General features: G+C 36.6%; 14 protein-coding genes. 5 read left to right on the top strand and 9 right to left on the bottom strand.

Annotated features, from left to right (window positions below):
• Positions 1-12: 12 nt before the first annotated feature.
• Genes EGI24_RS19265 through ccsA form a run of 6 tightly spaced genes read right to left on the bottom strand, consistent with a single transcriptional unit; the run spans position 13 to position 12277 of the window.
• The gene (locus EGI24_RS19265) at positions 13-1614 is read right to left on the bottom strand and encodes a hypothetical protein (RefSeq protein WP_255050212.1); all 1602 of its coding nucleotides are present in this window, start codon (positions 1612-1614) and stop codon (positions 13-15) included.
• A 4-nt stretch (positions 1615-1618) separates the two neighbouring features.
• Positions 1619-5098: a hypothetical protein gene (locus EGI24_RS19260; protein WP_255050210.1), complete on the bottom strand. Its 3480-nt coding sequence runs from the start codon at positions 5096-5098 to the stop codon at positions 1619-1621.
• A complete protein-coding gene (locus tag EGI24_RS19255) occupies positions 5074-6984 on the bottom strand; it encodes a cytochrome c family protein (RefSeq protein ID WP_255050208.1) in 1911 nt (636 codons plus the stop codon). The genes EGI24_RS19260 and EGI24_RS19255 overlap by 25 nt, the downstream gene beginning before the upstream one ends.
• A complete protein-coding gene (locus tag EGI24_RS19250) occupies positions 6984-8315 on the bottom strand; it encodes an NAD(P)-binding domain-containing protein (protein ID WP_255050207.1) in 1332 nt (443 codons plus the stop codon). The genes EGI24_RS19255 and EGI24_RS19250 overlap by 1 nt, the downstream gene beginning before the upstream one ends.
• A gap of 1 nt (position 8316) precedes the next feature.
• The gene (locus tag EGI24_RS19245) at positions 8317-9162 is read right to left on the bottom strand and encodes a hypothetical protein (protein WP_255050206.1); all 846 of its coding nucleotides are present in this window, start codon (positions 9160-9162) and stop codon (positions 8317-8319) included.
• Between the two features lie 22 nt (positions 9163-9184).
• On the bottom strand, positions 9185-12277 hold the full coding sequence (ccsA, locus tag EGI24_RS19240; RefSeq protein ID WP_255050205.1) for a cytochrome c biogenesis protein: 3093 nt from the start codon (positions 12275-12277) through the stop codon (positions 9185-9187).
• Between the two features lie 613 nt (positions 12278-12890).
• Between ccsA and EGI24_RS19235 the strand changes: the two genes are divergently transcribed.
• On the top strand, positions 12891-13403 hold the full coding sequence (locus tag EGI24_RS19235) for a hypothetical protein (RefSeq protein ID WP_255050203.1): 513 nt from the start codon (positions 12891-12893) through the stop codon (positions 13401-13403).
• 323 nt (positions 13404-13726) lie between these two features.
• On the opposite strand, the gene EGI24_RS19230 is transcribed toward EGI24_RS19235, so the two are convergent.
• The 3 genes from EGI24_RS19230 to EGI24_RS19220 all read right to left on the bottom strand — a co-directional run bounded on the left by EGI24_RS19230 (position 13727) and on the right by EGI24_RS19220 (position 18479).
• A complete protein-coding gene (locus tag EGI24_RS19230) occupies positions 13727-16336 on the bottom strand; it encodes a TonB-dependent receptor domain-containing protein (protein WP_255050202.1) in 2610 nt (869 codons plus the stop codon).
• Between the two features lie 396 nt (positions 16337-16732).
• Complete coding sequence (locus EGI24_RS19225; RefSeq protein ID WP_255050201.1) at positions 16733-17431, bottom strand: LytTR family DNA-binding domain-containing protein; 699 nt, start codon at positions 17429-17431, stop codon at positions 16733-16735.
• The gene (locus EGI24_RS19220) at positions 17421-18479 is read right to left on the bottom strand and encodes a sensor histidine kinase (protein WP_255050200.1); all 1059 of its coding nucleotides are present in this window, start codon (positions 18477-18479) and stop codon (positions 17421-17423) included. Before EGI24_RS19220 ends, EGI24_RS19225 begins: the two co-directional genes overlap by 11 nt.
• Positions 18480-18951: 472 nt before the next feature.
• On the opposite strand from EGI24_RS19220, the gene EGI24_RS19215 reads away from it, so the two are divergent.
• From EGI24_RS19215 to EGI24_RS19200, 4 genes are all read left to right on the top strand, one after another.
• Positions 18952-20685, top strand: coding sequence for a lipopolysaccharide assembly protein LapB (locus tag EGI24_RS19215; protein ID WP_255050198.1), 1734 nt, complete (start codon positions 18952-18954; stop codon positions 20683-20685).
• A 334-nt stretch (positions 20686-21019) separates the two neighbouring features.
• Entirely contained in the window at positions 21020-21736 is a 717-nt protein-coding gene (locus EGI24_RS19210; RefSeq protein WP_255050197.1) for an endonuclease/exonuclease/phosphatase family protein, read from the top strand.
• A gap of 354 nt (positions 21737-22090) precedes the next feature.
• Entirely contained in the window at positions 22091-23377 is a 1287-nt protein-coding gene (locus EGI24_RS19205) for a hypothetical protein (RefSeq protein WP_255050196.1), read from the top strand.
• Positions 23378-23530: 153 nt separating this feature from the next.
• Complete coding sequence (locus EGI24_RS19200; RefSeq protein WP_255050195.1) at positions 23531-24247, top strand: hypothetical protein; 717 nt, start codon at positions 23531-23533, stop codon at positions 24245-24247.
• Positions 24248-24410: the final 163 nt, after the last annotated feature.

Here is a 24410-nt window from a genome sequence, read left to right as displayed (position 1 = left end):
ATCAATACATTATTAATTTTTGCTTTTAAATCTTTGAGAAAGTGTAATATAGTATCTGTTATAGCTGCTGTTCGGCTCAAACGTGCCTTCATAGTTCAGCATTATAGAGCTGCGTTTTTTACCATAAATATTGAGCGAAACGCCTAAAACATCCTGTTTAAGATTGGGTTGCTCGGCATTGAAAAAGTCATAGTCCACTTTTCGGTAACTAAACTCTGTGTAAACTTTGCCTTTAAATAAATCTTTGTTTACCCTCGCTCCAATTATGTTTCCAGAAAAATAATAGGTCTTCATATTGTTAAAGTTAAGATTTAACGATGACTTCACTCCCGGAATTTGAGAGAAAAACACATTGGCCACATAGTTTTTTGTAGGCTGTGGTTTACTTTCTTGATATCTATAAAAGCCTGATAAATTGAAACTTACATATTTTGAAGGATTATAATTCATTTGCAAACGAATGCCTTGCCTAGTTTCTTGGTTTAAGATTTGTTCTAAATAAGATCGATACGTTTCATAATAAATCACATTGCGTCTGTTGTCATAAGAAGAAGATAAACTTAATTTCTTTGTCGGCTTATAACGAAGAGATAAATAAGTACTAGTGAGGTTAATTCGGTTAGACTTTACGCTATCAATATTCTGATAAAGATCCAATTCTATGGAATAAAACAAGCTAAAATTACCTAAAACAGAATTGGAATGTTGAAAATACACAAATCTCCGGTCTGTTTTTCCATGGTATTGCTGCTCCGCAAATGCTAAACTAGTTTGAAGCATTCCTTTGCCTTTTTCCTTTTCATTGGCCAAATATGCTCCAAATTGCATCAAAGATAAATTGAGCCCATAATTCAAAACATCTGGTCGCGAACCACCAAATCCACCCATAAAAATTGATTTGTACCTATGTTCTACCTGCAAACCATCAATGGCACCCATGTTGGCTATTCTAAAATTCATTTTTCTACCAAAAGAAAAACTGGTTTTGTTAGTATGTTCATAAGTAGTTGATAACGAATACACCTTAAAATCTTCTTTAAAATTCTGAAGTGAATCCGCTACACCAAATCGGCGGTTATAATTGATGTAATTTTCAAAAGAAAATTTACCTCCATTGATATTTTTTACATCAAAATTCATGGAAGTTCTTATCCTATTGTAATTATTCTCTGACTTCTCCATGCTCCCGTTGGTCGAAACCGTTATTCTACCATTATAAGATTGGGCTATAGGCAATATGGCAACTTTGGGTTTTTCCTCCTCAACTAAGTCTTTAGAAATTATTTTTTCTGGAACTTTGATAGCGGGTTTTTCTTTCACATCCTTTGGATAGTAACCTACTTTGGTTCCTATTATAACTTTTTCTTGAGAAAAATTAGTGGTTAAAATCGATTTAGAAGAAACTGTAATAACCACCAATGCTTTTTTCCAATCTGTTTTTACTAAAATTAAGAGTGTATCTCCCGAGCTTACATGGCTGTTGTTCTCGAGCTTTACATATACATTCTTGAAATTTGCAAAAGTCACTTCACCCAATACCATTTTTTTTTCTTGAGAAAATAGATTGGCAATACTCAATACCATGAAGCATAATAGGAATGATATTTTTTTCATGGTTTTAGCTTTTTCCTTTTGGATGACATGCCAAGCACGAGTTGCTGTTGTAATTATATCCATTTACGCCTTTGTGTTCCTTGTCCATCTTTGATTGGCCATGGCACTTAAAGCAACTAAAAATACCGAAGTTTCCCGCAGTCGTATGGCAATCGGTACAACTGTTCCATTCGCCTTTGTGTTCACCGCTATAAATTGGAAAATACTGAGCGTCGTGGTTAAAAGTGGCAGGTTTCCAAGCGTTCTGGCTGTGACATTCTAAACAATTGGTCGAAAAGCCAGAATTTCGGTGGTTTGGACTTGCCCCATCATAATTCTTTTGATGACAGCCTATGCATTGATTTGGTGTATTATTGAAATTCCCTCCAGCATGACATTGGGTACAGTTATTTGAAATATTGGCATGGGCACCTACCAATGGATAGAAATTATTGTGGTTAAATGTCGAAGGTCGCCAACCCGGATTGGTGGTATGACACGATGCACAATCTCTTGAAAAACCTGATGAGGAGTGATTTGGATTACTAGCCGAATTGTAAGCCCCACTGTGGCACGAATTACAATCTGTAGGTGTATTATTAAAGTTTCCTCCTATATGACATTGCGTACAATTGCTAGCAATATTGGCATGAGCTCCCGTTAATGGATAAAAATTATTGTGATTAAATGTCGATGGCCGCCAACCTGGATTGGTGGTATGACAAGAAGCACAATCTCTTGAAAAACCTGATGCGGAGTGGTTTGGATTACTTGCACCATTGTAAGCTCCACTATGACATGAATTGCAATCTGTTGGGGTATTATTGAAGTTTCCTCCCACATGGCATTGTGTACAATTACTTGCAATATTGGCATGTGCACCCGTTAATGGATAAATGTTATTGTGGTTAAACGTGGATGGCCGCCAGCCTGGATTGGTACTGTGACAAGAGGCACAATCAGTTGAAAATCCTGAGCCTGCATGGTTTGGATTTTTAGCAGCTTGGTATGCTCCATTATGACAAGAATTACAGTCTGTAGAGGTATTATTTACTCCACTGGAGTGGCATTGTACGCAGTTATTGGCTATGTTGGCATGTGCTCCAGTCAGCTGATAATAATTGTTATGGTTAAAACTAGTTGGCCTCCAACCAGGATTGGTAGTATGGCACGATGCACAATCTGTTGATAGACCTAAGACAGCATGGTTTGGATTTGCCGCAGACTTGTAAGCATTGTTATGGCAACCATTACAATCGGTTGGGGTATTACTCACTCCATTCTTATGGCATTGGGTACAATTATTGGCAATATTGGCATGTGCTCCTGTAAGCGGATAATACTGACCATGATTAAAGGTAGATGGTCGCCAACCAGGGTTAGTAGTATGACAAGAAGCACAATCTGTTGAAATACTCAGTGCTGCATGGTCAGGATTTTTGGTTGCTTTATAGGCTCCATTGTGGCAGGCATTGCAATCCGTTGGTGTATTGGCCACTCCATTGGCATGGCATTTTATACAATCATTGGCTATGTTGGCATGAGCACCTGTTAATGGATAATAATTGTTGTGATTGAAACTGGATGGCTTCCAACCTGGATTAGTGGTATGACAAGTCGCACAATCTGTCGATAAACCCAATGCCGCATGATTTGGATTTGCCGCAGATTTATAAGCTCCATTGTGGCATGCATTACAGTCACTAGGCGGATTTTTATAATTGGCTCCATTATGACACTTATTACAATCTCTGGCTATGGCGGAATGGCCTCCAGTTAATGGGAAAAACTTATTGTGATCAAACATTGAAGGTGACCAGCCTGGATTGGTAGTATGACAAGACGCACAATCCTTTGACATTCCCATCAAAGCATGGTTTGGGTCTTTGGCAGAATTATAAGCCGCCGCATGACATGATACACATTCAGATGAGGTATTGCTAACCCCATTTGCGTGGCATTTAACACATTCTGAGGCTATTGTTGCATGAGCTCCAGTCAATGGATAAAACTTAGAATGATCAAATGTCGAAGGTCTCCAACCAGGATTGGTAGTGTGACACGAAGCACAATCTGTCGATAATCCAAAAGTAACATGACTTGGATTCTTAGTGCTGGCATATGCGGCACTATGGCAAGAATTACAATCAGTTGAAGGATTTTTATAATTAGCACCCGAATGACATTTATTGCAGTCGTTCTTGATAGTTTCATGTGCACCTGTTAAAGGATAAAACGTATTGTGATTAAAAGTTGATGGCGACCATCCAGGTGCTGTGGAATGACAGGATGAACAGTCTGTTGAAAATCCCATTGCCGTATGATTAGGATCTTTGGATGCAGTAAATGCATCTTTATGGCATGCATTACAATCCTTAGGCGTATCATTATAGTTTCCACCTTTGTGGCATTCATTACAACTCAAATTTCTATGTGCTCCAGTTAATGGATAAAACTGGTCATGGGCAGTAAACTGTGCAGGAGACCATCCAGTATTGGTGGTATGGCAAGTCGCACAATCTGTAGAAAGATTTAAAGTATTGTGATTTGGATTAATAGAAGCCTTATAATCGGCATTATGACAGGAATTACAATCATTTGGAGTAGACGAGTAATTGCCTGATTTATGGCATTCAGCACAATTATTTGCTACTACTTTATGGGCTCCTGTCAAAGGATAAAATTCATCATGAACCGGAAATGTTGCAGGTGCCCATCCCGGTGCAGTAGTATGACAAGAAGCACAATCGGTTGAAAGATTGAGCTTTGAATGGTTGGGGTTCGCGGTTTTTACAAAATCTGTATTGTGACAACCTACACATTCGGTAGGTGTATTGTTATAGTTACCCGCTATATGACATTTTTCACAATCTTTGGCAATGGCCGCATGAGCTCCAGAAAGTGGATAAAAACTGTCGTGATCTGGAAAAGTGCTACTTTTCCATTCCGTTATGGTTGTAGAGTGACAAGTAGCACAATCGGTTGAAACATTAAGTTTTACGTGGTCGGGATTTTTAGTCGATTTAAAATCTTTGGTATGACAATCAATACATGTCTGGCCTGTAGGATTAAACCTTACGTTGGTTTCGGATTGGTGACATTGCCTACAATCGACGGATTTGTGAACACCCACTAATGGAAAAGAGGTCTGATCATGCATCCCACTGATGTTTTCTACAATCCAAGATTGTGTAGAATGGCACCTGGCACAATCGGTACCCACGGTTTGATTGTGCATATCGCTGTGACAAGATACACAATTTGAGGAAGTACTTTTGAAGTCTAATTTGGTATGGCAAGCATTGCAATCAATATTTTTGTGCTGACCTTCTAGTGTAAAGCCTGTTGATGAGTGCTCAAACTTGCTTTTTTCACTGAAAGTCCAGCTACCAGAATCGTGACATTTTGCACAATCCATCTTGAAACCCTTTCCATGTGGTGATTGGGCCTGAAGGCCAAACGCAATCATCACTAATAAAGCTATTTTAAATGACAGTCTATACATTTGTACTTTTCAATTTTAAATAGTTTAATACTTTTATTATCTCTCATAGTAGCTTTATGGCACTTGGCACAAGCTACGTTTTTGTGTTCACCATCTAATTTGTACTTGGTATTGTCGTGGTTGAAGCTATTCGAATCCCAAGCTTCTATGCCATGGCACGTAGCACAGTCTGTTACTCCATTCTTGGCAAATTGCCCTCCATGAACGTCTTTGTGGCAATCTGCACACTTTTGAGTTAACCCTTTAAATGTTTGTTTTAGAATACCTGCTGCTTTTTGCAAATGGCATTTTCCACACGAGGCTTTTAAATGACCACCTTTCAAGGCGTACTTGGTAGTACCGTGATCAAAGTTTATTTTGTGCCAATTATCAGCCACATGACACGAACTACACGATTGTTTTACATAATATTTGGTGTCAATAATATCCACATGGATGTCATCATGGCAGGCCACACATTCGGTATTCATTTTATTGAATATCCATTTTTTATCTTTTAAATGGCAAGAGAAACAAGGCTGAGCCACATGGGCACCCTCAAGCTTAAATTCACTATTGTTGTGCTGCTCTACCGTAAAAAGTGAAGGACTGTAGCCATCTACCGTATGACAAGTTGCACAATCATTATACTTATCTTTTTTACTTTCAAAGTCTCCATTGTGTTTGTCAGTGTGACAACTCATGCATTTGTTATGCACAATTGGATCAGTAAAGTCTTTTTTATGACAAGTTTTACAATCCACTGTTTGGTGTTTACCTTCCAGTGGATAGTCGGTTTTGTTATGGTCAAACTTGCCCGTAAATGTTTTATTTTTCAGCAAAAAAGAATTTTGATTATGACAAGATTTACAGTCGTTTCCGAGCTTCCCGTCATGCACATCCTTGTGGCAGGTGAGGCAATCAATATTTTTCTTTTTTTCAAATTCTTTGAAATTGCCGAGGCTGTTGTCGTGGCATTTTTTACAATTAACTTCTCGGTGCTTACCTTCTAATGTATAGCCAGTTAGCGTATGGTTAAAATTTCTATTTGGGCTAATTCTGGTAAAAGACTCTTCGTTGTGGCAAGTTTTACAGTTAGATCCATACTCGCCTTTATGCACGTCTTTATGGCAACTCGTACAATTAGTAAAACCCAAACCAGTGTATTTTACAAACTTTTTGCCATTCCGAAGTTCTTCTTTGTGACAAGCATTACAATCTTCTTTTTTATGAGCTCCCAAAAGGGGAAAATCAGACTTCTCGTGATTAAATAGTGGTGCTTTTTTGAAGTCATTGAAATCATGACAAGAGGCACAATCGTTCGAAAGTGTCTTTTGGTGATAATCCTCATGACATGTGGCACATTTGGTATCTAAACCCAAAAATGTGTTTGGTTTGTTTTTGGCAGAAGCCAACACAATGTTTTCGGCCTTGTGGCATTCGTTACAATTCTTAATTTTTGATTTGTGGCCACCTTTCAATTCATAACCCGTTAGGTTGTGATTGAAAGTCTTTTTGTCAAATCTAACGGCTTCAAAGTTGAGCCCATGGTGGTCGCTGTGGCAGGTAATACAATCCTTTCCTTTTACCTGTGCAGACACGTGAAAACCTTTGTTTTTGGAAACTCTGGCATTGAGTTCTTTGTGGCAAGCCAAGCATTTTTGGTTTGAAACTTTATCACCAATGGTGTGGCATTGCGTACAATTCGACATTCCCTCTAGTTTGGAATGTGCCTTTGATAATTTACCCGGAGAAAGCTGAGCAAGAGTATTTTGGTTTAAAAAAAGCAATAAAAACATACCCAAAACTATTTTTAAAGAACACAAAAACAAGCCTTTAGCTTCGCTCAAAAGTGCGAAACAGTATCTCTGTAAAGCGTACAAAGCCTTGTTTAAGTGTCTAATCATCAGCTGGCATGAGATTTTATGGTGTATCCAAACCTTTGCGTAATTTCAATCCCCGATTTTTTAAGGAATTGCGTTGGAAGTTCTCCTCCTGCAAATATGTAAACAAGGTCATTTGGGATCCTGAAAGAGATATTATCTCTAACCAAAACTACCTCACTTTCCTCAATATGAGCTACCGCAGTATTAAACTCTACTTTGACCAAATCCTGCTCTATCGCATCCTTTATTTTTGAAAGATTCTTAGGCTTAAGTCTATTAAAATTTTCACTTCGGTATGATAAGGTGACATTATTTTCTGAAGCCAATAATAGGGCGTTTTCTATGGCAGAATCACCACCTCCAACCACCAAAACATTTTTGCCAGAAATTAGCTCGGGTTCTAAAAGTCGGTATGCTACTTTTTCTTTTTCTTCCCCATCCGTATTTAGTTTTCTCGGACTTCCTCTTCTGCCAATGGCCAACAATACTTTGTTTCCTTCAAATTCCTCTCCATGGTTAGTGACAACTTTAAAGCTGTTTCCGTCCTTTTTTATCTCTTCTACTTTTGTGTTTTCCTGAATCACAATTTGATTTTCACTAATTACTTTCTGCCAAAGCTCCAAAAGTTCAGTTTTACTCGTTTCAAACAATTTCACTTTTCCATAACCCGGCAAATCCATTGGCGAAGTCATGACAACTTTTGCTCTTGGGAAATTGTAAACCGTACCTCCCAAAGAGTCCTGTTCAAGGGTCTTGAATTTCAATCCCATTTTCTTGGCTTGCAGTGATGCCGAGATTCCTGCAGGACCAGCACCGACTATGATGACATCAAATTCGGCTTTATGTTGTTTATCAAGCTGTTGGTTGATATTCAAAATAGCCTGTTTGCCTTGTTCAACGCTGTTTTTTATCAATCCCATGCCACCCAATTCTCCAGCAATAAAAATTCCTTTGATGTTAGTTTCGAAGTTTTGGTTGACATGAGGCAAATCCACCCCTCTTTTTTCAGTACCAATTTTCAATGAAATGGCTTCTACGGGACAGGCATGAAAACAAGCTCCATGACCCACACAATTGGAAGCATTGATGAGTTCGCCTTTGCCATTTACTATGCCAATGATGTCTTTTTCAGGACAGGCCGAAACACAAGCCGCTCCGCCAATACAAATGTTTGGGTCGATAAAAGGATACAAAGATACCGGCTCGTGAATACCTTCTTCTTTAGCCTTTTCTATCTTTTTCTCAACAATTTTCGACTTTTTCGACTTGGTTCTTACATAAACATACATGACCAAAGCACAAAGCAAAAGGCCGCCTCCGTAAATCGATATTTCTTCTATTAACATTTCCATATCAAAACACCCATTTATATCCAAAAGCAATCGTAACGCCTACATGTATTAGCATGATAACCAACATGATAATGGCAAATGGTAAGTGAATTACATGCCAATAGTTAAACAGCTTTTGCATAACTTGCAAACGTTCTATTTTTCTATTCATATTCAGTTCACTATCCACCAAGGCCATCACATTTTTTAGTCTTTTGTGTCTCAAACCAGAATTCTTAAGTTGACTTTTAATAGAATTTTTAAGTTTCCAATCCGCTAAATATTGAGCTATCATGCCTTTGGCCTCACCCTGACGCTTGGTCATGGTCAGTATTTCAGTCATCTTTTCAGCACTTAGTTCGCCGTGGAGTTTGTCTGTCAAATCCGACTGCATTCCCCTGATTTCATTAAGACTTAGCTCTCGGCCCTGTATGGTCCTGGGTATTTGGAGGTAAATAAATCTACCCACTACGCCGCTTGCTACTACAGCCACCATGCTCCAAAAACTAATAGAAACCAATCCACCAAACTTGAAAGAAGTATGAAACAATACCAAAATGGGTCCAAGCGTACACAAAAAAATATGAAACTCTAACCAATGTTTTAGCACCCAAACTCTTGAAAGTGCCCTCATGTATTTGCGGGCTTGATAGCCAAAAACGCCTATCATCATCATCAAAGTACCTACGATTCCCATTCCATGTCCGAGTGGGCCACTAGGTTTCAATGATTTGTGGTCTGGGTGATAAAAACGCTCTTCAACGGTGGTATTATAATAAGGTAATCCTTTGTAAATCAAATAGATAGTAACCAATATCACAATGAGAGACATGGTGCCTAAATAAACTCTATGAGCTGTTTTGGTCATAAATGACTGTTTTTTTTTAAAATTACTTGTTGACTTTTTTGAAATTTCTAAAAGCCAAAATACTTAAGACTATCAGTGAAAGGGTGGTATAATAAACTGCTGGAGGAATCGGAACAGGATCACCAGCAGCATAAGAATGCAAACCAGATAAGTAATAATTTACGCCCAAATAAGTCATGATAACCGTCGCAAAACCGAACAATGAGGCAAAGTTGAAAGCAAAGACGCCTTGTAATTTGGGTATAAACCGCATGTGCAAAATGAACGCATAGACCAAAATTGTCACCAATGCCCACGTCTCTTTAGCATCCCATCCCCAGTATCTTCCCCATGATTCGTTGGCCCAAACACCACCCAAATAAGTACCGATGCTTATCATGGCCAAACCTCCCAAAAGCGTAATCTCACTGATGATGGTCAACTCCTTTATGGCTCTAAGTATATTTTCTTTGTTGCTTTCTTTTATAAATATCATCAAAACCAAATTTAACATACCTAGTACGGCACCAAGCAACAAAAAGCCATAACTTCCAGCCTCCAGCGAAACGTGAATGGTCAACCAATAGGATTTTAAAACAGGAACGAGCGGGGTAATTTCTGGATCGAGCCAGCTCATGCTCGCCACAAACAAAATGGTAGCCGCCAAAGTAGCAGTAGCCGCCAATCCACCCAATGATTTTCTAGAGAATAACGTGCCGGCCAACATGGTGGTCCAGCCAATATAAATCATCGACTCGTAGCCATTGCTCCAAGGTGCTCTGCCAGACACGTACCATCTCAGGCCTAAGCCCAAAGTATGGAAAATAAAACCAAATAACATTCCTATAAGTGCGTATTTCAACCAATTGATTTTGTTCGACTTACGTTTAATGGTTGTAAATAAAAACACGCCCGTAAATACCAGACAAAGAATTCCGTAATAGCCTTTTAGACGATTAAAGACATCCAACTTATTTAGAAACAATTCAGCTTTAAGTTTCGCTTCGGAGGGCAAAATGGAACCGCCGTTGATTTTCTGATAGGTGCTAATCTGTGCTAAAGCAGCATCTGCAGGTTTATAATCATTAGAATTTAGCCCATCGCTTAATGCCTGTAAATAGTTTAGAAACAAGGTTTTGAGTTCGGAATTATCAATCCCAGCACCATGTTCATGCAGAATTTCGGCTGGAGTTATCCATGTATTGGTAGAATCGTTTTTTTGTGGAAAAAACCTCAAAATACTGCCTGAGAATATCATGTTTACAATATTGACTTTCTCATCTAGTTTTATAACTGCCTTTTCAAATACGCCTTGCTCTTTCGGAATCATGGCCTGTGCAGCTCTGATTTGTTCCTGAAATTTATACGTGCCGTCAGGTCCAAAAAATGAAGAATAGCTCACCAATTTCTCTTCTGTACCCAGTATCTTCCTGATGTCAGGATGGTTAGGCACTTGTATGATACTGGCTTTTTCCCATAGAGAAGGGTTCAACATCATAGAAAGCACTATTTGATCAGCGTTTTGGTCTAAAAGCGATTCTGTTCTCGACACTTTTCTGAGCAATTCTCCTGTGTAGGTATTGACTGGTTTTATCCTTCCATTGTGGTCTTGCACCATTAATCGGCCAAAAGACGCAGCATGTTCCTTTGATATTGGATGGGTTGGATTAGCCATAGCCATATTTCCAGATAACAAGCTTGCTATAAAAAGAAATACCCCGATACCCTTGGCATGACTTTCATCTAGTTTTTTCAATAGATAGGAAAATCTGCTCTTTTTATCGAAAAATGTCATCAATAAGCCAACTGTTAGTAAAATATAACCGATATAAGAAATCCAAGTACCCCAAAAGTCATGATTTACACTCAAATAAGTGCCGAGTTCGTCTTGATCAAACGAGGACTGGAAAAAGCGAAAGCCACCATAATCCAAGATATTGTTCATATAAATCCTTTGTTCTCTGATTACAGCATTTGCCGCATCTATCAATGTAACCTCACTGGCATAAGACGACGGATTCTCAGTTCCAGGATATTTTTCTAATATAAAATCGCGGCAAGTCAATGAAAATGGAAGTTCTTCTATTTTGGAACCATAGCTTATTTCTATTTCGGTTTCGCCAAATATCAAAGATTTGGGTTGGCCTACATCACCTTTTTGTCCTGAAACCATCGTATTCTGAGTTTTGCCGTTTACAGCTACCTTAAGATTTAATCCTACTGTACTTTCGTTTGTAATCTTAGGTTTTCCAGCCGCTATTTGTGCTTTTGCTTTTGGCATAAAATCACCAAAAACAAAACTTGCATTTTGTAAGGTGTACAATGACCGTAGTTTAAGCGTATGTGCTACGCCACCAGTCAGATCATCTACTTGTTGAGTTGCCATAACACGCTGATTCACATTTTCTTGTGTTAAAAATGAAAGGCTGTCACCATTAAAAGTTATATTGAAGGCATCTGGAATATATTCTTCCGAAAAATTAAAATTGACACCATTTATATTTACTCGATCACCTTGACGAACCATATATTCTTCCCTTCCACCCATACCGCCAAAAACCACTTTTAAAATGGGAATTCCGTTTGGATCAGGCGATAAAGTTTCGGATGGATTGGGTATAAACTCATCTAAATTTACCTCTATGAGAGCGTTGCCAATCTGATAGGAATTTTCGAAAGAATTGCTTCCTAAACTTGAAAAATACACAGGCTCATCAAAAGCGTAAGATTTGCCTCCTTGGTGTACATGAAACTTGATAAAAGGCTCGGCTGAAAGATACTGATTGGAGGTTTCGCCTTCCCTAATGTGCATCATGCCTTCTGTACCGTAATATCGGGTAACGGCTGAACCTATAAGAATAAGAACAATGGAAAAATGAAAAAGCACAGATGCCCATTTCTTTTGTTTTATCAACTTAAATCTCCAAACATTCATGATGATGGTGATGCAAAACAGCAATAACAATAGCTCAAACCACCAACTTCTGAAAACTACCGCTTGGGCAGAACTGGTGCCAAAGTCGTTTTCGATAAAAGTAGCCACACCTATAGCAATGGCAAACAATAATAAATACAATCCGGCGGCTCTTGTAGAGGTGAGTTGGGCAATGAAATTTATAACTTTTTTAATTATCATAGCTAAAATGATTAGGACAGCAATCAGTGGCGTGCAATTTCTGCTTTTAAATTTCTATTTTTTGTGTTAAAATAAAATCCTCTAAAATACAACTGAAAAGGACTTAAAAACCCCTAAATACCTGGCTATAAGTTCAATAATAAAAGGTGCAATGCACTGGTCATTTTACCGAAATCATTTTCTCAATAGGTGTAAATAGTTCTTTTCGATTTTATCTACGTTTGTATGAATGAAATGCTTCCAGAGAAGAAAATAAATTATAATTCAGAAAGATTCTGAATAAAAGGCTTAAAAAATACCAATGAAATTATGCATCATTGGGTTGTTTAATAGATAATTTGTCAGCAAATGGCAGTCAGCCAAAATTCATGTAATGTTTATTTCACTGCAGATGAAAAGGAGTTGCAATTAACAGACAGATTATAAAAGCTGTGGTGAAATATGAATCAATGCCCAGGAATTAATTTAGTGACTAATTTGGGATTTGATAGAGCTGATAGAAATAAAATTATGTTTGTGTAATTGAATTTTTTATTTCTCTTTACAAAATTAAAGATAGAATCCACTATTTTAGCCGTTCAAAATTTATAACAATCACCATAAAAATAAAAACATGGCAAAACCAAACCAACTCAATCAATCCATGCGGACTTATCATCGGTATTTGGGCTTTTTTCTTGCAGGCATTATGGCTGTTTATGCCATCAGCGGCATGATAATGGTCTTTAGAAATACCGATTTCCTTAAGAATGTCGTAAAAATAGAAAAAACGGTTGAACCGAACCTTAAAGCCGAGCAACTTGGCCCCATTTTAAAGATGAAGGTAAATGTGGAAAAAGAAGAAAATGGAATTATATTCTTTAAAGGCGGACAGTACAACGTCCAAACGGGAGCCTTGAAAGCAGAGAAAAAAGAGTTGCCATTTATACTGGACAAAATGGAGCATATGCACAAAGCTACCAGCAATGACCCGCTGTTTTATTTAAACTTGTTTTTTGGTGCATCCCTTTTATTTTTTGTAATTTCCTCATTTTGGATGTTTTTGCCAGGAACCAAAGTATTCAAAAAAGGAATTTATTTTACACTTGGAGGGATTATCCTAACTTTGATAATGCTTTTTGTATAAATAAAAAAAACATTAAGTTTAATTTTAATAATTTCCTTGAACCATCCACTTTGATATTGTGGATGGTTTTTTAATGATTAATTCATGCACTTTTATTAGGGGATCAGCGAACTTTTAGAATCAAAAAGAAAAGAAGGCCCAGAAAAAACTGCTTTGGTTTTACCGTTAAGCATACTTACAAATCACGACACTATAGTAAATCCGCTAGTTTCTTTAGTTTTACTTTTATCAATATTCCAAACAAAAAAAATCAGTACAACAAAATGCTGCACTGATTTGGTTTTACGCTATATACATCAAAAGTCCCCCAGATTTCTTTGATATTATTGCATTTGCATCCCTTCCATTGACGTTGAATTGTTATTTTTCTTAAACAAATTGGCGTCCATCTGACCAAACCTGAATGAGAAATTCAATTTTACCATTTGAGGGTTTGTAAGTCGGTAATAAGACTGGCTAAAGCCATCACCAGCTGACACTTGTGTATTGCCTCTGGTTCCGAAGATGTCATTGGCAGAAAGTGTCAAAGATGCCACATCGTTTTTCAAGAAACTTTTCTTTATGGCTAAATCAACTCCATAGAAGGGTTTTATATAACCTTGTGAAGAACTTTGAGCTTGGCTCATCGGAGGTCCAAAACCTTGAGCTTGAGAAACTGGCATGTTGGTTTTTCCTTGATAATCGCCCGAAAGCTGTATCACCCATTTGTTTTTTAGATTGAAACTGTTGTTTATTTTTCCAAAAGCCGTCCAAAGGGCATCTTGAGCGTTGCTATTCACAATGTTCTCTGTATTGATTCTTGAATTGTAGAAATTGACATTAGATGTAAAATCCCACCATTTCATAATCTTGTTGGTGTAGGTAAACTCCACACCATAATTATCGCTAGAATTGGCGTTTATGTAAGTATTTATCAAGTCTATTTTACCAGTAATTGGATTGGTTTCTTGATTCAAATACCTCGTAATCAAATTATTGGTATGTTTGTAGTAAACCGATGTCAAGAAAGTAGCGGTACCTTTTGATTTGCTATAAGATATTTCTCCCGATGTAGTAAACTCTGGCACCAAGTCGGCATTTCCTCTCGTGATATTCAAACTATCGCTGTAGTCTACAAATGGGATAATTTGGAAAAAGTTAGGTCGATTTACTCTGCGTGTTACACTCAATTGCAATTGATCTGTTTTTGTTAAATCTTTGCTCAAGAATATAGAAGGAAATAAACTCAAAGGATAACTGTTTGAAAATTTATCTCCCGTATTCAATAATTTTCCGTCATAAGCAGAGCTTTCAGCCCTCAATCCTGTTTTATAAGAAAACAAACTACCCACCTTTCCGCTTACAGAAATGTAAGCTGCATACACGCTGTTTTTGCTTTCATAATTGGTAGAGGCAGAAGTCACATTGTTATAAATATCTGAACCTACTGGCTTCAATGTGTTGTCGTTGATATTGCTCAAACTGTTTATTTGTGCTCTCACACCAGTTTCAAAACTACCATTGTTTTTTAATGGCTTCACATAGTCCGTCTGGAAAGTTATGAATTGGTTAGAGCCATTGCTTATATTCTTTTGGATTTGTGTTCCAGTTATCTGATTGTTTTCTGTCAAATAATTGGTATTATAAATAGCATTGCCGCTGTTTGTACCACCGAAGAAGTTAAAATCCATTGTCAATTCCTCTCCCGCTTTATCAAAATCATGTTTGAATCCCAATTGCAACCCTTTAGGCTTAAACTGACGTTCATTTTCAGAGATTCTGTTGCTCAAACTACTCACGCCTCCCACGGTATTGGTAATCAATATGTCTTCGGTAGGGCTAAACTTACCACCCCCCAAAATACCTGCGATAGAGAATGATGTCTTTTTGGTTGCATAATAATCAAAAGCCAATCTACTGAAGCTCATCATACCTTTGGTTTTACTTTCAATATCCTGATTTGTAGTGGTAGAAATACCCACAATATCGCTCGAACGCTCACTATTTCCCTCGGTATTGTTTCTCATACGCATATTCATGGCCATCAAAGACAGATTGAACTTATTTTGTCTGAGGTTAAAATTCCCCATGAAATTACTTCCTCCTAAACGGTCAACACCTGCATTCACCATGCCATTGTATCCACTTTGTTTGTTCTTTTTCAGGACAATGTTCAAAATGCCCGCCATACTTCCAGAAGCATCATATTTAGCTGAAGGATTGGTGATTACCTCCACTTTTTCGATAACATCTGCAGGTATTTGGTCCAAAGACAAAGTCGTAGGTCTGCCATCAATAAACAATGTTGGAGCAGCATTGCGGAGCTTCACATTGCCATCAATATCTACTTGCAGTGTTGGAATGTTTCTCATTACGTCAATTGCGGTACCTCCAGCGGTTACAATGTTTTTCTCTACGTTGAAAGTTTTCTTGTCTATATCCATTTCAAGCAGAGCTTTGGTAGCGGTTACGGTCACGGCGTCCAATACTTTACTGTCATTCTCAACTTTTACATTCCCCAAGTCTTTCTCAAATGCTGCCATTATTTTTGCCATCATGGCCGGGTCAGGCATTTGACCAGGCTTTGGTGCAGTCATTCCTTCCATTTTTGGCGGAGCAAAACTTATTGGCACGTTGAGATCTTTAAAACCTACTGAGCTAACTTTAAGTTTTAGAGGTCCCATCACTGGCAAATCTTTGATATCAAACTCTCCATTGGCTCCAGTAGTCTGAGCCTTAACCATAATATCTTTGGTTTGTTTGGTGACACTGTCGAGGCTTGACTTCATTACCACCACCGTTGCAAATTCCACAGGCTTCCCTTCCGAATCAATCAACTTTCCGAAAATATGCCCCAAATTCATGTTGGGCATTTTACCTCCAGCACTCGGAAATTGGGCATAACCAACCAATGCCCAAAAACTCAATACAATTAACGTAACTAACTTTTTCATTTTTTTTAATATTATTTCTTTTGATGTTTTATTCTTCAACGATTATTAAAATGCTTTTGATTATCAATCATTTATACAAGCGTTTTTGAATTGGGTCAAAGGTAATAGTAGGGTTTGCAGCTATCCAAACCGAAAAATGGAAGTGTATATCAATGCACACAAACTGTATATTGTTGAAAATTTGGAAAGCGTTTTTCGAATCAAAAACAGCATTAAAAATTAAGAAGGCGGCCGATGTGGATTAAATCAAAGTATATTTACAGAAATCTTAGAAGAAGATATAACCTTAAACATTTTGCTAAGGGTGTCGTTTTTAAACCCCTTCTGTTTTTTTAGAAGCAATTGCAGCAAGCATTTCCAAAAAACTATAATTAAAATGAAGTTCTCTAAAAAAACCTAACCCAATTCCTGCCTGATTATATCTACATAAGTTTTACCAATGGGAAGTTCAGTTTTGCCTATATCCAATTTGGAGTGGTTAAAGCCTGTAATTTTACTTTTGTTAACTATAAAAGAGTTATGTATTCTCAAGAAAAACTCTTCGGGAAGTTTATTTTCCATACCTCTTAAATTGCTTCTTGTTAATAAAGGATGTACCCTATTTTCAAGATAAATTTTTACATAATCTTTCAGTCCTTCTATATATAAAATTTCGTCGAAAAGAAGCTTTACTTTTTTATACTCGACGTTCAATAAAATGTAATTATTACTCGTCTCTGCTTCGGCCTTTTGTCTGAGGCCGAGTAGATTTGCTACTTTTTTCAATGCCTCTGCTAAGCGTTCTTTTCTGATCGGTTTCATTAGGTAATCGACTGCATTGAGTTCAAATCCCTCCACCGCAAACTGGTGATAGGCTGTTGTAAATATCACCAAAGGGGGATTTTCAAGCGTTCTAACCAATTGCGTTCCTAACAAACCTGGCATCTGAATGTCAGAAAACATCAAATCAACTTGGTGGTTTTGGAGGTATTTTATCACATCTTCGGCTCCATTAAACTTCGCCAAAACTTCGATCTGTTCAAAAGCCAGCAAATCATCTTCCAGAATATCTAAGGCAAATGGTTCGTCGTCAATCAGGATACATTTAATTTTCATCTAGGGTCAAGATAAGTTTTACCACATAATAGCCTTCATGCACACCTGTTTCAAGACTGTGTTTGTTGGCATAGAGGAGTTCAAGTCGCCTTTTGATGTTGGACAGACCGATTCCTGTATTTTCAATGCTATTGGTAGGATTCAGAATCTTGTTTTTCGAATTAAATATCAATTGATTCCCAGAGTTACTCAATTCAAATTCAATCTCCGGCGGGGTTTTACTATCAATTCCGTATTTAAAGGCATTTTCTACAAAATGAATAAATAGCAGGGGTTCTATTTTCTGACTTCCGATACTTGGAGATACCTTAAAGTCCACAACACCTGGAACTGGCAATCTCAAACTCTGCAACTCAATGTAGTTTTTGAGGTGTTCTACTTCTTGTTGGATGGCCACTTTGGTCTCTCCTACTTCATAGATGATATATCGCAAAATCTCCGATAGTTTCATGACCACCTCTTCAGTTTGGCCCATTTGTTTTCTGACCATCCAACGAATATTGTTGAGGGTATTAAACAGGAAATGAGGGCTAATTTGTAGTTTAAGCATACTCAGTTCGGTGGCAATTTTCTCTATCTGCATTTTTTGTTTCTCTTCGTTTTCGTTTCTTCTTTCGTTTAACAAAAAATGAATATTGCTTACCAATAAGGTAAGAATGTAAAAAATACTCGGGAAAATATAGCGGGGAAAAATCTCCCAGCGTTTGTCAATAGTTTCTTTTGTTTTTGAGGTTTCTTCAACAGTGGCGAATGCACTTAGTTTAATGTAAACAAAGTGATTAATATATAAAAACAATACCAATCCCAATGCCACAACCACAAAATATACCATGTTTTTGTCGATAATAAAGCTTGGGGCCAGCACAAACAAATTAAAATAGAAAAGGAAAAACAAAGTGACAGTGAACGTAAATGGAATCAGGAAAAACACATAATTGAAATTATTCAGTCGTTCAGGCTCAAATATGATATTGAGGTAAGGCAAGAAAAAAATTACTAACCAAGCGATTATTTGGAGCCAAGTAAATTTTATATACTTTATTTTCATTGATAGGTTGATAAATGCTCTGAAAATGTAAATTAAGGATAATACTTAAAAAAAAGCTAAATTAAATATGGGTAAAATTAATAATTTAATGATAAGTAAAACCTTGGGGACCATATCTAATTATCCCTTCATTCAAAAATTCCTATGGTGTTGGCATTTCGAAAGGTGATTTCAGTTTCAAATTCCGGTAAATTGCGTTCAATATTCGCGTTTTTGAGCTTTAAATTACGTTTATCTATTCAATATCCACTATAAACAACATTAAAATAATCCTGGGCTTAGTATTGATGATTAAATTGATTTCTTTTACTATTTTTATAAGATTAAAAAAATAAGTACGAACGACAAAATGCAACAGTTTTAAGATATAACACAAAGCAATTCAAAAACTACTGCAATTTTTGCGTTTATTTATGAGTTAGCGACAACCCTAACGCAAGTCTCATTAAAATTAAAAATCAGTATTTGTAAAATGAAAAAAATAATTTTATTATCAGCTTTTTGTCTTTTGACAAACCTCGTTTTTGCACAACACGACCATCACGTTGACGACACTGAAACAACAAGTAGTCATAACCACCTTGCCCATATGCAAGCATCACGAAAACAAAACTTTTATATCCACAATTTACCAGCACCCAAATTGATGACAGGCATTGGGCAATCGAAAATGAAGATTGTGACCAAATCTGAAAAAACACAAACCTATTTCAATCAAGGACTGAACCTGCTACACGATTTTTGGGATTTCGAAGCCTATCGGGCTTTCAAAGAAGCCATTAAGCACGATTCGACGGCAATTATGCCTTATTGGGGCTTGCTTCAAATGCCCGGCCCCGACGAAGACAGCGTATTGACAAGTCATAAAAAAAATGCCGTAACGCAGTTGAAAAAATTGGTTAAATCCGCCAATCAACACGAGAAACTGTATGCTGAAATAGCACTTTTGGGCGATTCGCTTAAAGAAAAAGCTTATCCAGAAATATTTAAAAAGTATGAAGTTATTATCCACAAATTCCCCGAAGACATTGATGCGAAATTGTTTTTGGCCTTGGGCAAAATGAGTGGTTTTGATACCAGTATGAACCCTAATGAAGGTCAAATGTACAGCGAGTTTTTGCTCAAAGATGTGCAACGCATTACTCCAAATGACCATGCTTTTCATCATTATTGGATTCATGTCATGGAGCATTGTTGTCCAGAACGGGCATTGGCAAGTGCCGACATTTTGACATCACTTGGACCTAAGTCGGGGCATATTGTCCACATGCCTGGGCATATTTACAACCGAATAGGCGATTACAATCGGGCCTACAAAGCCTTTGTCGCTTCCGTAAAAGTGGATTCGGCTTACATGAAAAACGAGGGCATTGAGGAAGTAGATAATTGGAATTATTACCACAATATCAACTACTTAATCAACAATTGTGTGCATGATGGCAGACACAATGAGGCCCTTTTTTATGCTGAAAAGCTAAAAAACTTGAAAACAGACAAAGCCAGAGTGAAAACCTATGACGGTTATTTTTTTAACCAAGGTACAATAGCACCCGCCAAAATGGAAATGGCTTTTGGCAATTGGGCAGAGGCTGTAGACCAATTGGAAAAAGTAACGAATAAGGATTCCGTTTATAGCTTTGCCAGTATGGAATATAAAAATTGCTTGACATTATTTTCCAAAGGCATGGCCGCACTTGAAAAAAACAATGTAACTGATGCTATACAATTTTCTAACAATTTAGATGCACTTTTATGGCGAAATGAAAAGCAAACAGGAAAAAACGGTAACTTAAACCAAAGTTTTGACCGTTTTTCTTTTGGGTATCAAAATACTTTAAACATCGCCAGTTTGGAGTTGCAGGGCTGCATAGCCAGTCATCAAAGCAACTTTGCGGAGGCTGAGAAATTGTTGGAAAAGGCTGAGAAAAATGAAATGGATTTGGGTTATGGTGAGCCACCTCTTTATGCCCGACCTGTAGCTTATAGTATTGCCTATATGTATGAAAAATCGGGAAAATTTGAAAAGGCTATTGAAAAATACAATGATTTGCTCAAAAGATTCCCAAAATCGGCAATGGTTTATTTTGAATTATTGAAGATATATTCAAAAAAGGGCGATATAGAAAAAATAAAAGAACTGGAAAATAAGCTAAAAGAAGCGACCATTTATGCAGATAAAGGAATATTTGAGGTAAAAAAGAAGTAATTTAGTGCTTCATGTGTCTGTTTTTTTACTTAGCTACACTTGTAAAGGGAAGTGGTCAATTTTCGGCATACAATTTAATAACGAAAAAATAGACGAAACGAAAGAAGGGCAGCCGATAACATGAGGTTTTGCAATATTGGGGCGGACGGAGTAACAATGAGCATTTGTAATTCTATTTGGCATTTGTTCGGGCAGACGTTTTTCAATTTGACTTTCTGTTGTTATCTTAATAAGCAGTTTTTCAATTGGGCTTCAGTTCTGGGCTGACGTTTTTCAAATTCCCCAACATCGCAAAGCCCTGTTCGTTGTGCCCCCTAAAAATATATTACGCTAAATGAAAATCATAACTTGGAACTGTAATATGGCCTTTAGGAAAAAGGCAGACTTGATTCTAAGACATAAACCAGATATTTTAATTGTTCCTGAGTGTGAACATCCCGACAAATTATTATTTTCTGTTGACACACCAAAATCAACAGACACTTTATGGTTTGGGAAAAACCAACACAAAGGACTTGCAATATTTTCATACAGCGACTACAGTTTCAAGGTTCTTGACAACCACAACGAAGCGTTTAAAATGATCATACCGATTGCTGTAACAGGCGGAAAGTTTGACTTTACATTATTTGCAATTTGGGCAAACAATCCTGCAGATAAGGACGGACATTATATTACTCAGGTTTGGAAAGCAATTACGCATTATGACCACTTGCTTTCTGACAAAAGGATAATTCTTGCTGGTGACTTTAATAGCAACACGATTTGGGACTACAAAAAACATCGCTTGAGTAATCATTCAAGTGTCGTAAAGCAGTTGGAAGACAAAGGAATATTTAGCACTTATCATTCTCATAACAATCAGACACAAGGCAAAGAAGCACATCCAACACTTTTTATGTATCGCCACAAAGACAAGCCTTATCATATTGACTACTGTTTTGTATCAAAAGACTTGCTGGACAAAGTAAGTTCGGTTGAGATTGGTGGGTATGACGATTGGATAAAATATAGCGACCACGTCCCTGTGGTTGTCACGTTTGACCACTAAGAGCGAATTCGTCCGTTCAGAGTCTCCCATTAGGGGACTCTGAACTTTACCCAAATACCAAAATCATTTCTAAAGCCAGCTCGCAGGGTCTCTTATAGAGACTCTGCTGAAAAAAAAGGAATCAGCATTTCAACGATTAAAAAGACTATTATTTAACATTTTTTAATCATTATATTTTTCTTGGTGGACGCATCACTGGACGAAAAACGGCAGCCACTTACACGTCCATGTGGCAAGTGTGGCTGGCGGAAGTGATTTAACATTAATAACTTTATTATACATTTGTACCAAGGCTGAGCAGAAGGAATTTTATTTACCCTCCTGACAAAAGCCTTGAACGTTAGCTGCCATTTTATGAAAACCGACACCACTGACATAAAACGACTATTTTTGAACTCATTGAAACGTGGGACGGGTGAAGCATATTTAATAGTTAGAGACAATCCTAACATTGATTTTTCAACTCAAATAATTAAAGGGGCATTAAACATTTTTGCTTACGATGGTCAGAGTGAAGGTAGTCGTGGAAAATATATCTTTGATATAATTTCTATTGTAAAGCAAAAAGACAAAATAAGAAAAGCTATTTTAAAAGGCTTAGCAACAGAAAAAAATGACACTTGGAGTTTGACACATTTATTTGACCTTACAAAACTTTATGCTCAACAAGGCGACAATGAAGCTAGACAAGCAATTTACAACAGGTTTTTAAATGAACCTATTGAAGGCTCTGACTGGGTTGGTTATTCTGAAATTTTAGAACTTGACGGATTAAAAGGACTACTATTTATAGCTGAAAAATTTGGCAGACACATTGAGCAAAATCCAGAAGACTGGCAAGATGATAGTATTATCAGGCATTTTCAAGAAGAAAACAAAGAATTAAAAGTAAAAGAAGAACTTGAAAAAGCTTCTAAAAAAAATTCGTTCATTAAACTTTACCTTGACACAATTACTAAAACTAAAAACGAACATAAGAAACATAAACAAGAAAAAATTGAATTTAATAGTATTATTGAAGAAATAATTAATAGTAGATTTCTATCATTACGAAGACAGAAAAATCTAACAGAAAATGAAATTTTAGAAATAGCCACACAACTATTAAAAGAGAAAAATAAGTCAAACTTTGAGAAACTATTATACATTTTCTATGACTATAAATTTCCTTTTCAAAGTGAATTTATTTTGAAACTTGCAAAACAAAAAAAGAATACCAAAAATAGAATTAATGAATTTGCAATTTATGCTTTACAGCATTTAAAGAGTGAAGAAATTAGACAATTCGCATTAGACAAAATCCAAAAATCCAAACGACCTTTTGACTATTTAGAAATTTTAATTTCAAACTACTCAAAAGGAGATTTTAGAATATTATGCGACATAGCAAACAAATTCAATGATGAACATATTATTGAAAATCTAGCAGGAATTTATACAGAAATCTACAAAGCAAACAAAACAACTGAGTGTAAAGAACCTCTTGAAATTTTATACAATAAAATGAACTGTGGAATTCATAGAAACGGAATAATTGAAGTCCTAATTGAAAATAAAGTTATATCAGACAAAATAAAAAAAGAAATCCCGTTTGACAGCTTCTTGGAAACAAGAGAATTGCTGAACGAAAACAAAAACTGAACCAAACATGGATTTAGCAAAAGTGGTGATTTAGTACTAGTCTGAATATTTGTGGTTTCTATTAGCTTTTGTACTAAATTTGAACTTTCGTACTTTCTAAACCCCACCTTGGCCAAGCTCTAAAACTTTGGCGGAAATGGTAAGAAGACACATATGACGGCAAAACGAACTTTGATAATTTTTATATTTTCTTTATTTTGTTTGTTTGGCTACGGACAGACTAAAATAAATATACCCACTAATTTTGTAGAAACAAAACCACCAAAAGTTGGAAGTTCAGAATGGTATTTATTAAATAATTCTCGAAATGAATTTGGTGTTGAAGTAAAAAATGGGCAACTGAAAATCAAAAAAGTAAAGGAAAAAAATAGAGTAGAACTTAAAATTGGAACAGGAACACTTTTGGGGGTGGACAGAGGAGAATGGGGTGGGACTTTAACTTTCATACCCGACGACACTAAAAAAGAGAAAATAGAAATAAAAAAAGGAAATATTAAATTCATATTTAAATATAGAGGAAAAACTTATTTTATTGAAGGTATTGCTCATTTGAGTTTAAGTGAAGGAGCATTATATGAACTTGACGTTACGAAAGACAAATTTGAATACAAAGAAATTCTTAAATTTGAAGACGCACCAGAAGCATATTCAATTTATGACGACAAAATTTTTATAGCAACACACAGACGTTTTTATGTAGTTGATAATTTCAAAAAAGAACTAATTTTTAATAACACATTTTGGTTAAGTTTATATCCAAACTCTATTGCTATTATTGACGAAAAGAATGTTTTTTTAGGCATTAGAAGTGGTATCGTAAAGCTTGACTTGACGACCAAAAACTTAAAATTTTACAAGGACGACAAATAAAAGCACTACCGCCAACATGTCCTTGTGTCAAGCAGGGTTGGGGGAAGTGATTGAACATAAGTAACTTTAATATACATTTGTACTAAGGCTTAGCAGAGGGAATTTTATTTCCTCAACTGCATAAAGTCCTGAGCGTTTGGTGCCAATTTTAAAAAACCACATT

The organism is Lacihabitans sp. CS3-21 (genome assembly GCF_024343675.1).
GTDB lineage: Bacteria > Bacteroidota > Bacteroidia > Cytophagales > Spirosomataceae > Leadbetterella.
The sequence above is the reverse complement of the archived record's forward strand: the minus strand, read 5'-3'. Positions and strand labels throughout refer to the sequence as shown.